This is a genomic window from Citrobacter telavivensis (genome assembly GCA_009363175.1).
GTDB classification, from domain to species: Bacteria; Pseudomonadota; Gammaproteobacteria; order Enterobacterales; family Enterobacteriaceae; genus Citrobacter_A; species Citrobacter_A telavivensis.
The window spans coordinates 4660283-4675825 of sequence record CP045205.1; the positions used below are offsets into that span (position 1 = coordinate 4660283).

Sequence of the window (15543 nt, forward strand, 5' to 3'; positions counted from 1 at the left end):
TCAACGCTTTTTCTCGCGTTTTTAATCGTTTGCTGTAAAAATCGCCCGGACGACGATTTTTACCTCATAAACAGGCTTTCTACGCCCGCCATAGGCAACTTCCCCCTTTCTTTTCCACCAGGTCGAGGCGCGATTCATGGGCCGCAACTTCCTCATCAGTGGCGAAAACGACGCGTAACTTGCTGGCCTGACGCACAAGGCGCTGGATCCCCGTATTGCCCTGCTGCTGGGCTTCACCTTCCATCGAAAACGCCATCGTCGTCTGACCACCGGTCATCATCAGATAAACATCGGCCAGAATCTGGGCATCAAGCAATGCGCCGTGCAGCGTACGCTTGCTGTTGTCTATCTCATAACGCGAGCACAACGCATCCAGACTGTTACGCTTACCAGGAAACATCTTCCTCGCCAGCGCCAGACTATCCGTGACTTTACAGAAGGTGTTCGTTTTCGGGATATCGCGATTGAGCTTGCCGAACTCGTAGTCCATAAAGCCGATATCAAACGACGCGTTATGAATGACCAACTCCGCCCCGCGGATATAGTCGAGAAACTCATCCGCCACCTCGGCAAACGTCGGCTTATCCAGCAGAAACTCATCCGCAATCCCGTGTACGCCGAACGCTTCCGGATCCACCAGCCGGTCGGGCTTCAGATAGACATGGAAGTTATTTCCCGTCAGACGGCGGTTCACCACCTCGACAGCACCGATCTCAATGATCTTGTGCCCTTCGTAGTGCGCGCCAATCTGGTTCATACCGGTGGTTTCGGTATCGAGAACGATCTGTCGTGTAATTGCAGTGCTCATAGCGGTCATTTATGTCAGACTTGTCGTTTTACGGTTCGATTCAATTACAGGAAGTCTACCAGAGATGCTTAAACAGGTAGAAATTTTCACCGACGGTTCGTGCCTGGGCAATCCAGGTCCGGGCGGTTACGGTGCAATTTTACGCTATCGCGGACGCGAAAAAACCTTTAATGAGGGCTATACCCTCACGACCAATAATCGCATGGAACTAATGGCAGCGATAGTCGCCCTGGAAGCCCTGAAAGAACAGTGCGAAGTCATTTTGAGCACCGACAGCCAGTATGTGCGCCAGGGGATCACCCAATGGATCCACAACTGGAAAAAACGCGGCTGGAAAACCGCCGACAAAAAGCCGGTAAAAAACGTCGATCTCTGGAAACGTCTTGATGCCGCGCTCGGTCAGCATCAGATCAAATGGGAATGGGTAAAAGGCCATGCTGGTCATCCGGAAAACGAGCGTTGTGATGAACTTGCCCGTGCCGCCGCCATGAACCCAACTCAGGAAGATGTTGGCTATCAGCCCGAAGCCTAAACGTCCGGCTTGCGATACTGCCGGGTCGCGCCGACGGCCTGAGGTATACGCGCTTTCGCTTTGCTCTGTTTCATCGGATTAAGCGTAAGTGGAATCGTTCGCTTACGCGCGACAATCACCTGCATACAGCCCAGCGCGGGAAGGTGTGCGCTTAACATCTTTCCCCCCTGCTTTTTCCACGGCAATACGTGAAAACGGCTATAGTACAGCACCTCAAAATTCAGCAGCGACAGCCAGTCCAGTTGCCGCATCAGTGTAAACATACGACTATTATAAGGCGAAGATTTACGCAGTACCGGCACCAGTTTGCGCAGTCCCATCAGGCTGACCGGGTTGAATCCGCTCAGCACCAGCCAGCCATCATCAATGAGTACCCGATCGGCTTCACGCAACAGGCGATGGGGATCGGTGCACCAGGGCAGCGTGTGCGCCAGCAGACAGACATCGACAGATTTATCGGCAAAAGGTAGATGTAGCGGGTCGGCCTGAACCTGGACCGGCGAGCCTTTGGCAGAAACATTAACCTGATGTGAAACCGCACAGGCTTCTGAGTTGATTTCCGCACTCAAATTGCCCACCTTAAGCAGGTGAAAACCATACATTTTTGCAAACCACGGGTTAAGCTGTTTTTCCAGCGCCTCACGATAGTACTCTCCCCAGGGCAAATCGCTCCAGCGATCGGGTGCTACGACTGTTTGAGGGTTCCTTGCCGGTTTCATCACAACCATCCGTTATGCATAGATAGAGAGGTAATTTATGAATCTTAACAGTATTCCGGCGTTTCAGGACAATTACATCTGGGTTCTGAGTAATGATGAAGGACGTTGCCTGATCGTGGACCCGGGTGACGCCGCGCCGGTGTTAAAAGCCATTGCCGAAAACCAGTGGCAGCCAGAGGCCATTTTACTCACCCACCATCATCACGACCACGTCGGTGGCGTGAAAGAACTGGTACAGAACTTTCCTAAACTAGTGGTTTACGGACCGGCAGAGACACAAGATAAGGGGGTCACTCATATAGTCGAAGATGGCGATTCCGCCCTCATTTTGGGGCATGAATTTACTGTATTTGCTACACCCGGTCACACTTTAGGACATATCTGTTACTTCAGTCATCCTTATCTTTTCTGCGGTGATACGCTGTTCTCCGGCGGCTGTGGACGCTTGTTCGAAGGTACGGCTAGCCAGATGTATCAATCACTTAAAAAAATATCCGCACTTCCTGACGATACGCTTATTTGTTGCGCCCACGAGTATACTTTAGCAAATTTAACGTTTGCACTGAGCATACTACCGCACGATTCGTACATAAATGATTATTATCGTAAAGTTAATGAGTTACGGGTAAAAAAACAAATAACACTACCCGTTATTCTGAAAAATGAGCGGAAAAATAATATTTTTTTAAGAACTGAAGATATTGATTTAATTAACGAAATTAACAAAGAAACAATATTGCAACACCCTGAAGAGCGATTTGCCTGGTTACGGTCAAAGAAAGACAGCTTCTGATAATTCCGGGTTGCCTTTTCAAAACTTCGCCGTTATGATCGGTCGTCTTTTAAGCAACTATTGACACACACATGAAGGCAAAAGCGATCTTACTCGCCTCTGTCCTGCTCGTGGGTTGCCAGTCGTCACAAAACGCCGGCAATGTCCAACAGCACGCACAGAGCCTTTCTGCAGCTGGTCAAGGGGAAGCAGGAAAGTTTACGAGTCAGGCACGATGGATGGACGATGGGACGTCCCTCGCGCCGGATCAAGACCTGTGGGCTTTCATTGGCGACGAGCTAAAGATGGGAATTCCGGAAAATGACCGGATTCGCGAACAAAAACAGAAATATTTACGCAATAAGAGCTATCTCCACGATGTAACTTTACGGGCAGAGCCGTATATGTACTGGATAGCCGGGCAAGTTAAGAAACGTAACATGCCGATGGAACTGGTACTACTACCCATAGTGGAGAGCGCTTTTGATCCTCACGCGACGTCTGGCGCCAATGCCGCAGGCATCTGGCAGATCATTCCGAGCACGGGGCGCAATTATGGTTTAAAACAGACCCGCAGTTATGACGCGCGTCGCGATGTTGTGGCTTCCACAACCGCAGCGCTCGACATGATGCAGCGTCTGAACAAAATGTTTGACGGCGACTGGCTGCTGACCGTTGCGGCTTATAATAGCGGCGAAGGTCGGGTCATGAAGGCGATTAAAACGAACAAAGCGCGTGGGAAATCCACCGATTTCTGGTCGTTGCCATTGCCTCAGGAAACGAAGCTGTACGTGCCAAAAATGCTGGCTCTGAGTGATATTCTCAAGAACAGCAAACGTTATGGCGTACGTCTGCCAACCACAGACGAAAGCCGTGCGCTGGCGCGTGTTCGTTTAAGCAGTCCGGTTGAAATGGCGCAGGTTGCCGATATGGCGGGTATTCCCGTCAGCAAGCTGAAGACATTTAATGCTGGTGTAAAAGGCTCCACGTTGGGCGCAAGCGGCCCGCAATACGTGATGGTACCAAAGAAGCATGCAGAGAAATTGCGTGAATCTCTGGCAGCCGGCGAAATTGCAGCCGTACAGTCTACGTTGGTGGCAGATAACACTCCGCTGAACAGCCGTAGCTATACCGTTCGTTCTGGCGATACGCTTTCCGGCATTGCTTCACGTCTTGGCGTAAGCACGAAGGATCTGCAGCAGTGGAACAAACTGCGCGGTTCAACGCTGAAAGTGGGCCAAAGTCTGACGGTCGGTGCAGGTAACAGTGCACAACTGCTGGCTAAAAACAGCGACAGTATTACCTATCGTGTACGTAAGGGCGATTCGCTTTCGAGCATTGCCAAACGTCACGGCGTTAACATCAAAGATGTCATGCGCTGGAACAACGATACGGACAATCTGAAGCCCGGCGATCAACTGACGTTGTTTGTGAAAAACAACAACACGCCAGACTCCTGATAGCTCGCAATATTAAAAGGCACCGATTTCCCCCGGTGCCTTTTTTATTTATGCCGCTTTATGTGCTTCGGCCATGATTGTATCGCTGGTAAACGATCCCTCGTCCTGTAAGGCGAAGTAGGTTTTCACCTCTGCGGAGGCACTCATCTGATAGAGGCGAATGGCGTCCACCAGTTCAGCAGACGTACGCATTCTCGCCACCCATGAACTGAATTCCAGCGGCAAACGATCGGTTATCAACGAATCGACAATCAGGTTCGCGTCATTCATCAGTGCCAACCACTCACCGCTGGAATAGTTGCGAACGTGCGAGGTGTCGCGCAAGGCTTCAACCGTCTGTAACCAGACATCGCGGACCGGATGCCCTGGGGACATCACATCCATAACAATCAACACACCGCCCGGTTTTAATACCCGATTGACTTCACGCAGCGCTCTGCCGACATCATGCCAGTGATGCGCCGAGTAACGACTGATGACAACATCAAAGACGCCATCCTCAAAAGGCAGGCTTTCAGCATACCCCTGCCTGGTGGTGATGTTGGCTAATCCCTTCTCTTTTGCCGCCTGTGCAACGACCTCGAGCATCTGCGAAGATAAATCGTAAGCCACCACCTGTTTCACATTCTGAGCGGCGATAAAGCTGGCATGCCCGGCGCCACAGCCCATGTCCAGTACGCTGGCCTGTGGGAAGGCAGACAGACGCTCAGCCAGTCGCTGTAAGTCGCGACCAGACGCATGCACGGCACTGGTTAAATAGGCGTTAGCCTGGGAGCCAAACTGCTTTTCGACGTTGTCGTGGTGGGAGTGTGTTGTCATTATGCTGTCCTTGGTTGTTTGCAAGATAAAGGGCAGCACCACTACAGGTCTGCCCCAACGGCAGACCTGACACACCTTACTGCTCAGGTTTGCCGGGACTGAATTCAACGAGTAGCGGATTGTGATCGGATGCACGCGTGACCAGTACAGAAGCCTCGCTGACGTTCAGGCCACGATAAAAAACAAAATCCAGCGGGCGACCAAACGCGCGACGGCGCTGATCGTCAGTAAAACGTACCTGCCGCAGCGACATTTCACGCGCGAAGCGATACAGCGCATTCATGCGGCGTCGGCTCCAGGCATTGAAATCTCCGGCCATAATCACCGGCCCACTGTGATGCGCAATCTGGTCACCGATTGGAAGTAACTGCTTACTATACACATCGACCCCCAGACTAAAGTTAACCGCATGAATGTTAACGACCATCAACAGTCGCGTATCTGGTAACGGATAGACAGTAACCAGCGCCGACTTCGCCAGTCGCAGGATAGGTTCACGCTCGCGAAGCGGGCAACAGTACACGGGATGCGCAGATGAGAGCGTCATCACGCCTGACGGATGCTGCGGCAGAACAAATGCTGGAACCTGATCGGCTGCCAGATAATTCGCCGTCGCAAACCTCACCAGCTCCGGCGTCGTCTGTGCTTCCTGTAACAACACCAGGTGCGCATCTTTGCCAAAATTCTTCAGCACCGAAAGCCATTCCGCTCGCTGCTGCTTAAAAATATTCCACACCAGGATACGGATCCGATCTTCACTGCTTAACGGCGCCCCGGCGGGTAATGCCTGGCCGATGCTCGAAAATGACCCTGGCGGCAAAATCCGCTCAGCGGGTTGTCCGGCAACATAGCGCATGGCATAGGTGTTTTTTCGCACTTTTGACTTTCAAACCTCTGTAACGTCAACCAGTCCGGTGCCGGACTGGTTCTTCTGTTATAGGGATTTTAGCTCACACTTTCAACGACCAATTGCAGATTGTTTTGTAAGCATGCGCTTACATCAAGACCTTAGCCCAGCACGGCAACGCGAGCGGGTTTATCCAGTCGACCGCTAACGCCTGTCAACAGAAAGGCCCCCAACACAATCAACGCCCCAATCCACGGAGTCTGTGCCAAACCAAAGTGTTCCACCGTCTGTCCACCAACAACGGAACCAATCGCAATCCCGATGTTAAAGGCCGCGATGTTAAGTCCGGATGCCACATCTACCGCGTTCGGCGTAAATTGCTCGGCTTTTTGCACCACATAGACCTGCAGGCCCGGTACATTACCGAAGGCGAAGATCCCCATCACCAGTACTGTTGCCAGCGCGACATACTGCATAGAGGCAGTAAACTGAAAGACGATCAGCAGGACAAACAGTGCGGCGAAAATGAGTTTCAGTGCAGGCACCGCGCCATGTTTATCCGCCAGTTTTCCTCCCCAGATGTTGCCTACCGCCACCGATACGCCATAGCCTAATAAGATCCAGCTCACCGCGGCAGGTGAGAAACCGGCCAGATCCTGCATTATCGGTGCCAGAAAGGTAAACGCGGTAAAGACGCCGCCATAGCCCAACGCTGTGATCGTATAGATGATCAGCAAACGTGGGTGCGTTAATACGCTCATCTGGTCACGCAGTGTCGCCGCCGCGCGCCCTGGGATGTTCGCTGGAATAAGCCACTGGCTGCTGATCAATGCAATAACACCTAACACTGAAACCGCCAGGAACGTTTCGCGCCAGCCAAAATGCTGACCGATGAACGTCCCCAGAGGAACCCCGGTTACCAGAGCAACAGTCAGACCACCAAACATAATAGCGATGGCTGAAGCCGCTTTCTCTTTTGCCACCAGACTGGTGGCAATGGTGGAACCAATGGAGAAGAACACGCCATGAGCCAGACCGGTAAGCAAACGGGCCGCAATCAAGGTCATATAGCCAGGTGCCTGCCATGCCAGCAAATTCCCCGCCGTGAACAGCACCATCAGCGCAACCAGCAACTGCTTACGCGGCAGTCGACCGGTCAACGCCGTTAGTACCGGTGCACCAATCGCCACGCCCAGAGCGTAGATGGAAACCAGCATTCCTGCAGAAGGCAGGGAGATGGCCAATTGTTCGGCAATTGTCGGCACCAGACCCACAATCACAAATTCGGTTGTGCCAATAGCAAAGGCACTTATTGTTAGCGCAAATAACGCCAGAGGCATAAATCACTCCATATCATCAGTATTCGGATGACACGCAGTATGCCGGGATGTTTTAATAACAAAAATATCCAAAATATCAATATAATTTTGCTTCAGGTGCAAAAATGAAAGCAACCTCAGAAGAACTCGCCATTTTTGTTTCCGTGGTAGAAAGCGGAAGTTTCAGCCGGGCGGCGGAACAGTTAGGTCAGGCAAACTCTGCGGTAAGCCGGGCGGTCAAAAAGCTGGAAATGAAGCTCGGCGTGAGTTTACTCAACCGGACGACGCGGCAACTCAGTCTGACAGAAGAAGGCGAACGTTATTTTCGCCGCGTCCAGTCTTTGTTACAGGAGATGGCGGCAGCAGAGACGGAAATCATGGAGACACGCAATACTCCACGCGGTGTGCTGCGTATTGACGCCGCCACGCCGGTGATGCTGCACTTTCTGATGCCGTTAATAAAGCCTTTCCGCGAACGTTATCCGGAAATTACCCTTTCTCTTGTCTCCTCTGAAACCTTCATCAACCTGATCGAGAGGAAAGTCGATGTTGCAATCCGGGCGGGCACGCTGACGGATTCCAGTCTGCGCGCCCGACCGCTATTTACCAGCTATCGGAAGATTATCGCCTCGCCAGACTACCTTGATCGCTTTGGTAGGCCAGAAACGGTCGAAGAACTGAAGGAACACCTGTGTCTGGGCTTCACCGAACCCGTGTCGCTAAACACCTGGCCCATTGCCTGCAACGATGGCCAACTTCACGAGATTGCATGTGGAATTTCGTCAAACAGCGGCGAAACGCTTAAACAACTATGCCTCAGTGGAAACGGCATTGCCTGCCTGTCAGACTATATGATTGATCGGGAAATCGCACGGGGTGAACTGGTGGAACTGATGGCAAATAAACGCTTGCCTGTGGAGATGCCATTCAGCGCGGTCTATTACAGCGATCGTGCCGTGAGTACGCGTATTCGAGCCTTTATCGACTTTCTGAGTGAACATATAAAAACAGCTCCCGGAGGAGCTGTCAAAGAGGGTTAAAGGCACTCAGGGGTTACTCTATTAATCCCACTGTGGCGCCAGACCTTCCGGGCTTACCAGACGATCGTTGCAATCCAGAGCAGCGATCGCTTTTTTATCTTCGGCATCTAACGTCAGATCCAACGCCAGCAGGTTGCTCGCCAGGTTTTCACGCTTAGTCGATGACGGAATGACCGAATAACCTTCCCCCATTGCCCATGCCAGGATCACCTGGGCAGCGGTGGCATTGTGTTTCGTTGCGATACGGGCAATCACATCATCTTTCAGTGCTTTACCATACGCCAGCGTCATGTAAGAGGTGATGTGGATACCGTGCTCCTTCGCCCAGTTAACCACTTTACCATTTTGCAGGTATGGGGACAGTTCGATCTGGTTGGTCGCGATGTTTTCAGCGCCAACCGCAGCAATGGCTTTTTCCATCAGCGGAATGGTGAAGTTAGAGATACCGATTTCACGCGTCAGCCCCTGCTTTTTCGCTTCCAGCAGCGCCTGCATGAATTCTTCAACCGAAACGGCATCGTTCGGAGAAGGCCAGTGGATCAGCGTCAAATCAACATAATCAGTACGCAGTTTTTTCAGGCTCTCTTTCAGGCTGGGGATCAGCTTGTCTTTGCTCAGATTCTCAATCCAGATCTTGGTCGTGATGTACAGTTCATTGCGCGGAACACCGCTCTCAGCAATCGCCTGACCAACTGCAGCTTCATTATCATAGATTTGTGCAGTATCGACAGCGCGGTAACCGAGCTCCAGAGCCGTTTTTACAGATGCAATAACCACATCGTCCTTAAGACGGAAGGTACCTAAACCAAATGCAGGGATAGTCATAATAATTCCTCTTTAATTCATCGTGTTCGTTAACTGGGAGGATTATGACGTTTTACGTTGTGCGGAAAAAGAGCGGAAAAAGCAGAGGATTTTTGCGTTTTTAGCAATAATGGGATTTCAGACAAAGAAAAAGCCCTGAGCGTTAACTCAGGGCTCTTAATAAGTGGCGGAACGGACGGGACTCGAACCCGCGACCCCCTGCGTGACAGGCAGGTATTCTAACCAACTGAACTACCGCTCCACCGAATTTTTCTACAACCACTGATTTTTACACCAGTTTACTGCTTAATTTGATGCCTGGCAGTTCCCTACTCTCACATGGGGAGACCCCACACTACCATCGGCGCTACGGCGTTTCACTTCTGAGTTCGGCATGGGGTCAGGTGGGACCACCGCGCTACAGCCGCCAGGCAAATTCTGTTTTATCACCCCGCTTCCACGAAGTGACATAATCTGTTATCAAGCTGAACTGAAATTCTCTCAAATCCGCCAAAACATCTTCGGCGTTGTAAGGTTAAGCCTCACGGTTCATTAGTACCGGTTAGCTCAACGCATCGCTGCGCTTACACACCCGGCCTATCAACGTCGTCGTCTTCAACGTTCCTTCAGGACCCTTAAAGGGTCAGGGAGAACTCATCTCGGGGCAAGTTTCGTGCTTAGATGCTTTCAGCACTTATCTTTTCCGCATTTAGCTACCGGGCAGTGCCATTGGCATGACAACCCGAACACCAGTGATGCGTCCACTCCGGTCCTCTCGTACTAGGAGCAGCCCCCCTCAATTCTCCAGCGCCCACGGCAGATAGGGACCGAACTGTCTCACGACGTTCTAAACCCAGCTCGCGTACCACTTTAAATGGCGAACAGCCATACCCTTGGGACCTACTTCAGCCCCAGGATGTGATGAGCCGACATCGAGGTGCCAAACACCGCCGTCGATATGAACTCTTGGGCGGTATCAGCCTGTTATCCCCGGAGTACCTTTTATCCGTTGAGCGATGGCCCTTCCATTCAGAACCACCGGATCACTAAGACCTGCTTTCGCACCTGCTCGCGCCGTCACGCTCGCAGTCAAGCTAGCTTATGCCTTTGCACTAACCTCCTGATGTCCGACCAGGATTAGCTAACCTTCGTGCTCCTCCGTTACTCTTTAGGAGGAGACCGCCCCAGTCAAACTACCCACCAGACACTGTCCGCAACCCGGATTACGGGCCCACGTTAGAACACCAGCCATTAAAGGGTGGTATTTCAAGGTTGGCTCCATGCAGACTGGCGTCCACACTTCAAAGCCTCCCACCTATCCTACACATCAAGGACCAGTGTTCAGTGTCAAGCTATAGTAAAGGTTCACGGGGTCTTTCCGTCTTGCCGCGGGTACACTGCATCTTCACAGCGAGTTCAATTTCACTGAGTCTCGGGTGGAGACAGCCTGGCCATCATTACGCCATTCGTGCAGGTCGGAACTTACCCGACAAGGAATTTCGCTACCTTAGGACCGTTATAGTTACGGCCGCCGTTTACCGGGGCTTCGATCAAGAGCTTCTCCCTAAGGATAACCCCATCAATTAACCTTCCGGCACCGGGCAGGCGTCACACCGTATACGTCCACTTTCGTGTTTGCACAGTGCTGTGTTTTTAATAAACAGTTGCAGCCAGCTGGTATCTTCGACTGATTTCAGCTCCATGAGTAAATCACTTCACCTACATATCAGCGTGCCTTCTCCCGAAGTTACGGCACCATTTTGCCTAGTTCCTTCACCCGAGTTCTCTCAAGCGCCTTGGTATTCTCTACCTGACCACCTGTGTCGGTTTGGGGTACGATTTGATGTTACCTGATGCTTAGAGGCTTTTCCTGGAAGCAGGGCATTTGTTACTTCAGCACCGTAGTGCCTCGTCATCACGCCTCAGTGTTAGAGTGAACCGGATTTACCTGGAACACACACCTACACGCTTAAACCGGGACAACCGTCGCCCGGCCAACATAGCCTTCTCCGTCCCCCCTTCGCAGTAACACCAAGTACAGGAATATTAACCTGTTTCCCATCGACTACGCCTTTCGGCCTCGCCTTAGGGGTCGACTCACCCTGCCCCGATTAACGTTGGACAGGAACCCTTGGTCTTCCGGCGAGCGGGCTTTTCACCCGCTTTATCGTTACTTATGTCAGCATTCGCACTTCTGATACCTCCAGCATGCCTCACAGCACACCTTCGCAGGCTTACAGAACGCTCCCCTACCCAACAACACATAGTGTCGCTGCCGCAGCTTCGGTGCATGGTTTAGCCCCGTTACATCTTCCGCGCAGGCCGACTCGACCAGTGAGCTATTACGCTTTCTTTAAATGATGGCTGCTTCTAAGCCAACATCCTGGCTGTCTGAGCCTTCCCACATCGTTTCCCACTTAACCATGACTTTGGGACCTTAGCTGGCGGTCTGGGTTGTTTCCCTCTTCACGACGGACGTTAGCACCCGCCGTGTGTCTCCCGTGATAACATTCTTCGGTATTCGCAGTTTGCATCGGGTTGGTAAGTCGGGATGACCCCCTAGCCGAAACAGTGCTCTACCCCCGAAGATGAGTTCACGAGGCGCTACCTAAATAGCTTTCGGGGAGAACCAGCTATCTCCCGGTTTGATTGGCCTTTCACCCCCAGCCACAAGTCATCCGCTAATTTTTCAACATTAGTCGGTTCGGTCCTCCAGTTAGTGTTACCCAACCTTCAACCTGCCCATGGCTAGATCACCGGGTTTCGGGTCTATACCCTGCAACTTAACGCCCAGTTAAGACTCGGTTTCCCTTCGGCTCCCCTATTCGGTTAACCTTGCTACAGAATATAAGTCGCTGACCCATTATACAAAAGGTACGCAGTCACCCCATAAATGAGGCTCCCACTGCTTGTACGTACACGGTTTCAGGTTCTTTTTCACTCCCCTCGCCGGGGTTCTTTTCGCCTTTCCCTCACGGTACTGGTTCACTATCGGTCAGTCAGGAGTATTTAGCCTTGGAGGATGGTCCCCCCATATTCAGACAGGATACCACGTGTCCCGCCCTACTCATCGAGCTCACAACACATGCACTTTTGTGTACGGGGCTGTCACCCTGTATCGCCGGCCTTTCCAGACCGTTCCACTAACACACATGCTGATTCAGGCTCTGGGCTGCTCCCCGTTCGCTCGCCGCTACTGGGGGAATCTCGGTTGATTTCTTTTCCTCGGGGTACTTAGATGTTTCAGTTCCCCCGGTTCGCCTCGTTAAGCTATGTATTCACTTAACGATAGTGCAACGAATTGCACTGGGTTTCCCCATTCGGACATCGCCGGCTATAACGGTTCATATCACCTTACCGACGCTTTTCGCAGATTAGCACGTCCTTCATCGCCTCTGACTGCCAGGGCATCCACCGTGTACGCTTAGTCGCTTAACCTCACAACCCGAAGATGTTTCGTAAAACACCGTCAGTGTTGTGAAAATTTGAGAGACTCGAACACACATTAACTGTGTGTCGTTTCAATTTTCAGCTTGATCCAGATTTTTAAAGAGCAAATATCTCAAACATGACTCTGAAGTCAGTTTTGAGATATTAAGGCAGGTGACTTTCACTCACAAACCAGCAAGTGGCGTCCCCTGGGAGGTTTGCACCTCATCAGTTTGAACGCTGGCGTCCCCTAGGGGATTCGAACCCCTGTTACCGCCGTGAAAGGGCGGTGTCCTGGGCCTCTAGACGAAGGGGACACTGAAGTCTCAATCGCAAGACGCCTTGCTATTCACTTTTCATCAGACAATCTGTGTGGACACTACAAAGGCAGGTTCTTTAAGGTAAGGAGGTGATCCAACCGCAGGTTCCCCTACGGTTACCTTGTTACGACTTCACCCCAGTCATGAATCACAAAGTGGTAAGCGCCCTCCCGAAGGTTAAGCTACCTACTTCTTTTGCAACCCACTCCCATGGTGTGACGGGCGGTGTGTACAAGGCCCGGGAACGTATTCACCGTGGCATTCTGATCCACGATTACTAGCGATTCCGACTTCATGGAGTCGAGTTGCAGACTCCAATCCGGACTACGACATACTTTATGAGGTCCGCTTACTCTCGCGAGGTCGCTTCTCTTTGTATATGCCATTGTAGCACGTGTGTAGCCCTGGTCGTAAGGGCCATGATGACTTGACGTCATCCCCACCTTCCTCCAGTTTATCACTGGCAGTCTCCTTTGAGTTCCCGGCCGGACCGCTGGCAACAAAGGATAAGGGTTGCGCTCGTTGCGGGACTTAACCCAACATTTCACAACACGAGCTGACGACAGCCATGCAGCACCTGTCTCACAGTTCCCGAAGGCACCCTCGTATCTCTACAAGGTTCTGTGGATGTCAAGACCAGGTAAGGTTCTTCGCGTTGCATCGAATTAAACCACATGCTCCACCGCTTGTGCGGGCCCCCGTCAATTCATTTGAGTTTTAACCTTGCGGCCGTACTCCCCAGGCGGTCTATTTAACGCGTTAGCTCCGGAAGCCACTCCTCAAGGGAACAACCTCCAAATAGACATCGTTTACGGCGTGGACTACCAGGGTATCTAATCCTGTTTGCTCCCCACGCTTTCGCACCTGAGCGTCAGTCTTCGTCCAGGGGGCCGCCTTCGCCACCGGTATTCCTCCAGATCTCTACGCATTTCACCGCTACACCTGGAATTCTACCCCCCTCTACGAGACTCAAGCCTGCCAGTTTCGAATGCAGTTCCCAGGTTGAGCCCGGGGATTTCACATCCGACTTGACAGACCGCCTGCGTGCGCTTTACGCCCAGTAATTCCGATTAACGCTTGCACCCTCCGTATTACCGCGGCTGCTGGCACGGAGTTAGCCGGTGCTTCTTCTGCGGGTAACGTCAATTGCTGCGGTTATTAACCACAACACCTTCCTCCCCGCTGAAAGTACTTTACAACCCGAAGGCCTTCTTCATACACGCGGCATGGCTGCATCAGGCTTGCGCCCATTGTGCAATATTCCCCACTGCTGCCTCCCGTAGGAGTCTGGACCGTGTCTCAGTTCCAGTGTGGCTGGTCATCCTCTCAGACCAGCTAGGGATCGTCGCCTTGGTGAGCCGTTACCTCACCAACTAGCTAATCCCATCTGGGCACATCCGATGGCAAGAGGCCCGAAGGTCCCCCTCTTTGGTCTTGCGACGTTATGCGGTATTAGCTACCGTTTCCAGTAGTTATCCCCCTCCATCGGGCAGTTTCCCAGACATTACTCACCCGTCCGCCACTCGTCAGCAAAGCAGCAAGCTGCTTCCTGTTACCGTTCGACTTGCATGTGTTAGGCCTGCCGCCAGCGTTCAATCTGAGCCATGATCAAACTCTTCAATTTAAGTTTGATGCTCGTAGAATTAAACTTCGTAATGAATTACGTGTTCACTCTTTGAGACTTGGTATTCATTTATTGTCCGAAGACATTAAGAATCCATGTCACTTTGAGTGCCCACACAGATTGTCTGATAAATTGTTAAAGAGCAGTTGCGACGCGCTTTAGCGCTCTGTCGCGAGGTCCCGTATATTACGTTTTCCTCTTTCAGAGTCAATCTTTTTTCAGGATTTTTCTCTTCAATCTCACTGGCGTTTTTCTGTGAAGTGATTCACATCCGCCGTGTCGATGGAGGCGCATTATAGGGGGTCGACTCAGGAAGACAAGCGGAAAAATGCAGATTTATTTCAACCGCTCACCTTTTAACCACAATGCTTATTTTTGCTGCTTTTTGATCGCCGATGGCAGGTCAGCAAGGCTATTTAATACCCAATCGGCCGCATTTTCTGCTTCCGGGGTGATCGGCTTGCCGGTACGAACTAACACTTTTGTCCCGACTCCTGCCGCGGCAGCCGCCTGCATATCTTCTAATTTGTCGCCCACCATATAAGACGCTGCCATATCAATGTGCAGGAAATCGCGGGCCGAGATCAGCATCCCCGGATGCGGTTTACGGCAATCGCAGACCTGGCGGTACTCTTCCACGCTGCCCTGCGGATGGTGCGGACAGTAATAGATACCATCGAGGTCGACATCGCGATCGGCCAGCGACCAGTCCATCCACTCTGTTAATGTCTCAAACTGCGCTTCGGTAAATTTGCCGCGCGCAATCCCTGACTGGTTGGTGACAACCACCAGCGCATAGCCCAGGGTTTTAAGCTCGCGCATGGCATCAATAACACCTTCGATAAATTCGAACTCGTCGATTTCATGTACGTAGCCGTGATCGACATTAATTGTACCGTCACGGTCGAGAAAAATTGCGGGTACGGACTTTGCCACCTTTTATAGCTCCTGAATAAGGCATGTAGCGCTAGTATCGCATGTTTCGGCAGGCAAGAAAGTGCTCATCGTAGAAACCCTGATTGATTTAGACGTCTGGATGCCTTAACATCC

Annotated in this window: 11 protein-coding genes, 2 tRNA genes and 3 rRNA genes; 4 read left to right on the forward strand and 12 right to left on the reverse strand. The window is 51.7% G+C overall.

Going from position 1 to position 15543, the window contains the following annotated elements; translation table 11 throughout:
- Window positions 1-79 precede the first annotated feature (79 nt).
- Window positions 80-808 (reverse strand): DNA polymerase III subunit epsilon, encoded by a 729-nt coding sequence (dnaQ, locus tag GBC03_24745; GenBank protein ID QFS73185.1) that lies wholly within the window; start codon window positions 806-808, stop codon window positions 80-82.
- A 64-nt stretch (window positions 809-872) separates the two neighbouring features.
- Between dnaQ and rnhA the strand changes: the two genes are divergently transcribed.
- Complete coding sequence (gene rnhA / locus GBC03_24750; protein ID QFS73186.1) at window positions 873-1340, forward strand: ribonuclease HI; 468 nt, start codon at window positions 873-875, stop codon at window positions 1338-1340.
- On the opposite strand, the gene GBC03_24755 is transcribed toward rnhA, so the two are convergent.
- Window positions 1337-2059 carry a methyltransferase domain-containing protein gene (locus GBC03_24755; GenBank protein ID QFS73187.1) on the reverse strand — a complete coding sequence of 241 codons (723 nt, stop codon included), beginning with the start codon at window positions 2057-2059 and terminating at the stop codon, window positions 1337-1339. The two genes, rnhA and GBC03_24755, sit on opposite strands and share 4 nt — an antisense overlap.
- A 37-nt stretch (window positions 2060-2096) precedes the next feature.
- Between GBC03_24755 and gloB the strand changes: the two genes are divergently transcribed.
- Both gloB and mltD read left to right on the forward strand, forming a co-directional pair.
- Window positions 2097-2852: a hydroxyacylglutathione hydrolase gene (gloB, locus tag GBC03_24760; GenBank protein ID QFS73188.1), complete on the forward strand. Its 756-nt coding sequence runs from the start codon at window positions 2097-2099 to the stop codon at window positions 2850-2852.
- Between the two features lie 71 nt (window positions 2853-2923).
- Entirely contained in the window at window positions 2924-4291 is a 1368-nt protein-coding gene (mltD, locus tag GBC03_24765; protein QFS73189.1) for a murein transglycosylase D, read from the forward strand.
- Between the two features lie 48 nt (window positions 4292-4339).
- Here the strand turns inward: mltD and GBC03_24770 are convergent, their stop codons facing one another.
- The 3 genes from GBC03_24770 to GBC03_24780 all read right to left on the reverse strand — a co-directional run bounded on the left by GBC03_24770 (window position 4340) and on the right by GBC03_24780 (window position 7297).
- On the reverse strand, window positions 4340-5110 hold the full coding sequence (locus GBC03_24770; GenBank protein QFS73190.1) for a methyltransferase domain-containing protein: 771 nt from the start codon (window positions 5108-5110) through the stop codon (window positions 4340-4342).
- A 76-nt stretch (window positions 5111-5186) separates the two neighbouring features.
- Window positions 5187-5987 (reverse strand): endonuclease/exonuclease/phosphatase family protein, encoded by an 801-nt coding sequence (locus GBC03_24775; GenBank protein ID QFS73191.1) that lies wholly within the window; start codon window positions 5985-5987, stop codon window positions 5187-5189.
- 131 nt (window positions 5988-6118) lie between these two features.
- Window positions 6119-7297, reverse strand: a complete 1179-nt coding sequence (locus GBC03_24780; GenBank protein ID QFS73192.1) for an MFS transporter — start codon at window positions 7295-7297, stop codon at window positions 6119-6121.
- Between the two features lie 104 nt (window positions 7298-7401).
- On the opposite strand from GBC03_24780, the gene GBC03_24785 reads away from it, so the two are divergent.
- Window positions 7402-8316, forward strand: coding sequence for a LysR family transcriptional regulator (locus GBC03_24785; protein QFS73193.1), 915 nt, complete (start codon window positions 7402-7404; stop codon window positions 8314-8316).
- Window positions 8317-8337: 21 nt separating this feature from the next.
- Here the strand turns inward: GBC03_24785 and dkgB are convergent, their stop codons facing one another.
- The 7 genes from dkgB to gmhB all read right to left on the reverse strand — a co-directional run bounded on the left by dkgB (window position 8338) and on the right by gmhB (window position 15429).
- Window positions 8338-9141, reverse strand: coding sequence for a 2,5-didehydrogluconate reductase DkgB (dkgB, locus tag GBC03_24790; protein QFS73194.1), 804 nt, complete (start codon window positions 9139-9141; stop codon window positions 8338-8340).
- A 164-nt stretch (window positions 9142-9305) separates the two neighbouring features.
- Window positions 9306-9382 (reverse strand) — tRNA-Asp (locus GBC03_24795).
- A gap of 54 nt (window positions 9383-9436) precedes the next feature.
- Window positions 9437-9552 (reverse strand): 5S ribosomal RNA (gene rrf, locus GBC03_24800).
- Between the two features lie 87 nt (window positions 9553-9639).
- Window positions 9640-12567 (reverse strand): 23S ribosomal RNA (locus GBC03_24805).
- 223 nt (window positions 12568-12790) lie between these two features.
- A tRNA-Glu gene (locus tag GBC03_24810) sits at window positions 12791-12866 on the reverse strand.
- 75 nt (window positions 12867-12941) lie between these two features.
- Window positions 12942-14493 (reverse strand): 16S ribosomal RNA (locus tag GBC03_24815).
- The 16S, 23S and 5S rRNA genes sit together here with 2 tRNA genes alongside, the layout of an rRNA operon.
- Window positions 14494-14862: 369 nt before the next feature.
- Entirely contained in the window at window positions 14863-15429 is a 567-nt protein-coding gene (gene gmhB / locus GBC03_24820) for a D-glycero-beta-D-manno-heptose 1,7-bisphosphate 7-phosphatase (GenBank protein QFS73195.1), read from the reverse strand.
- Window positions 15430-15543: the final 114 nt, after the last annotated feature.

Bases quoted from the DNA above. Each gene is read 5' to 3' on its own strand.
- rnhA (QFS73186.1), top strand. From the start codon at position 873: ATGCTTAAACAGGTAGAAATTTTCACCGACGGTTCGTGCCTGGGCAAT.
- GBC03_24755 (QFS73187.1), bottom strand. From the start codon at position 2,059: ATGAAACCGGCAAGGAACCCTCAAACAGTCGTAGCACCCGATCGCTGG.
- GBC03_24780 (QFS73192.1), bottom strand. From the start codon at position 7,297: ATGCCTCTGGCGTTATTTGCGCTAACAATAAGTGCCTTTGCTATTGGC.
- mltD (QFS73189.1), top strand. From the start codon at position 2,924: ATGAAGGCAAAAGCGATCTTACTCGCCTCTGTCCTGCTCGTGGGTTGC.
- dnaQ (QFS73185.1), bottom strand. From the start codon at position 808: ATGAGCACTGCAATTACACGACAGATCGTTCTCGATACCGAAACCACC.
- GBC03_24770 (QFS73190.1), bottom strand. From the start codon at position 5,110: ATGACAACACACTCCCACCACGACAACGTCGAAAAGCAGTTTGGCTCC.
- gloB (QFS73188.1), top strand. From the start codon at position 2,097: ATGAATCTTAACAGTATTCCGGCGTTTCAGGACAATTACATCTGGGTT.
- GBC03_24785 (QFS73193.1), top strand. From the start codon at position 7,402: ATGAAAGCAACCTCAGAAGAACTCGCCATTTTTGTTTCCGTGGTAGAA.
- dkgB (QFS73194.1), bottom strand. From the start codon at position 9,141: ATGACTATCCCTGCATTTGGTTTAGGTACCTTCCGTCTTAAGGACGAT.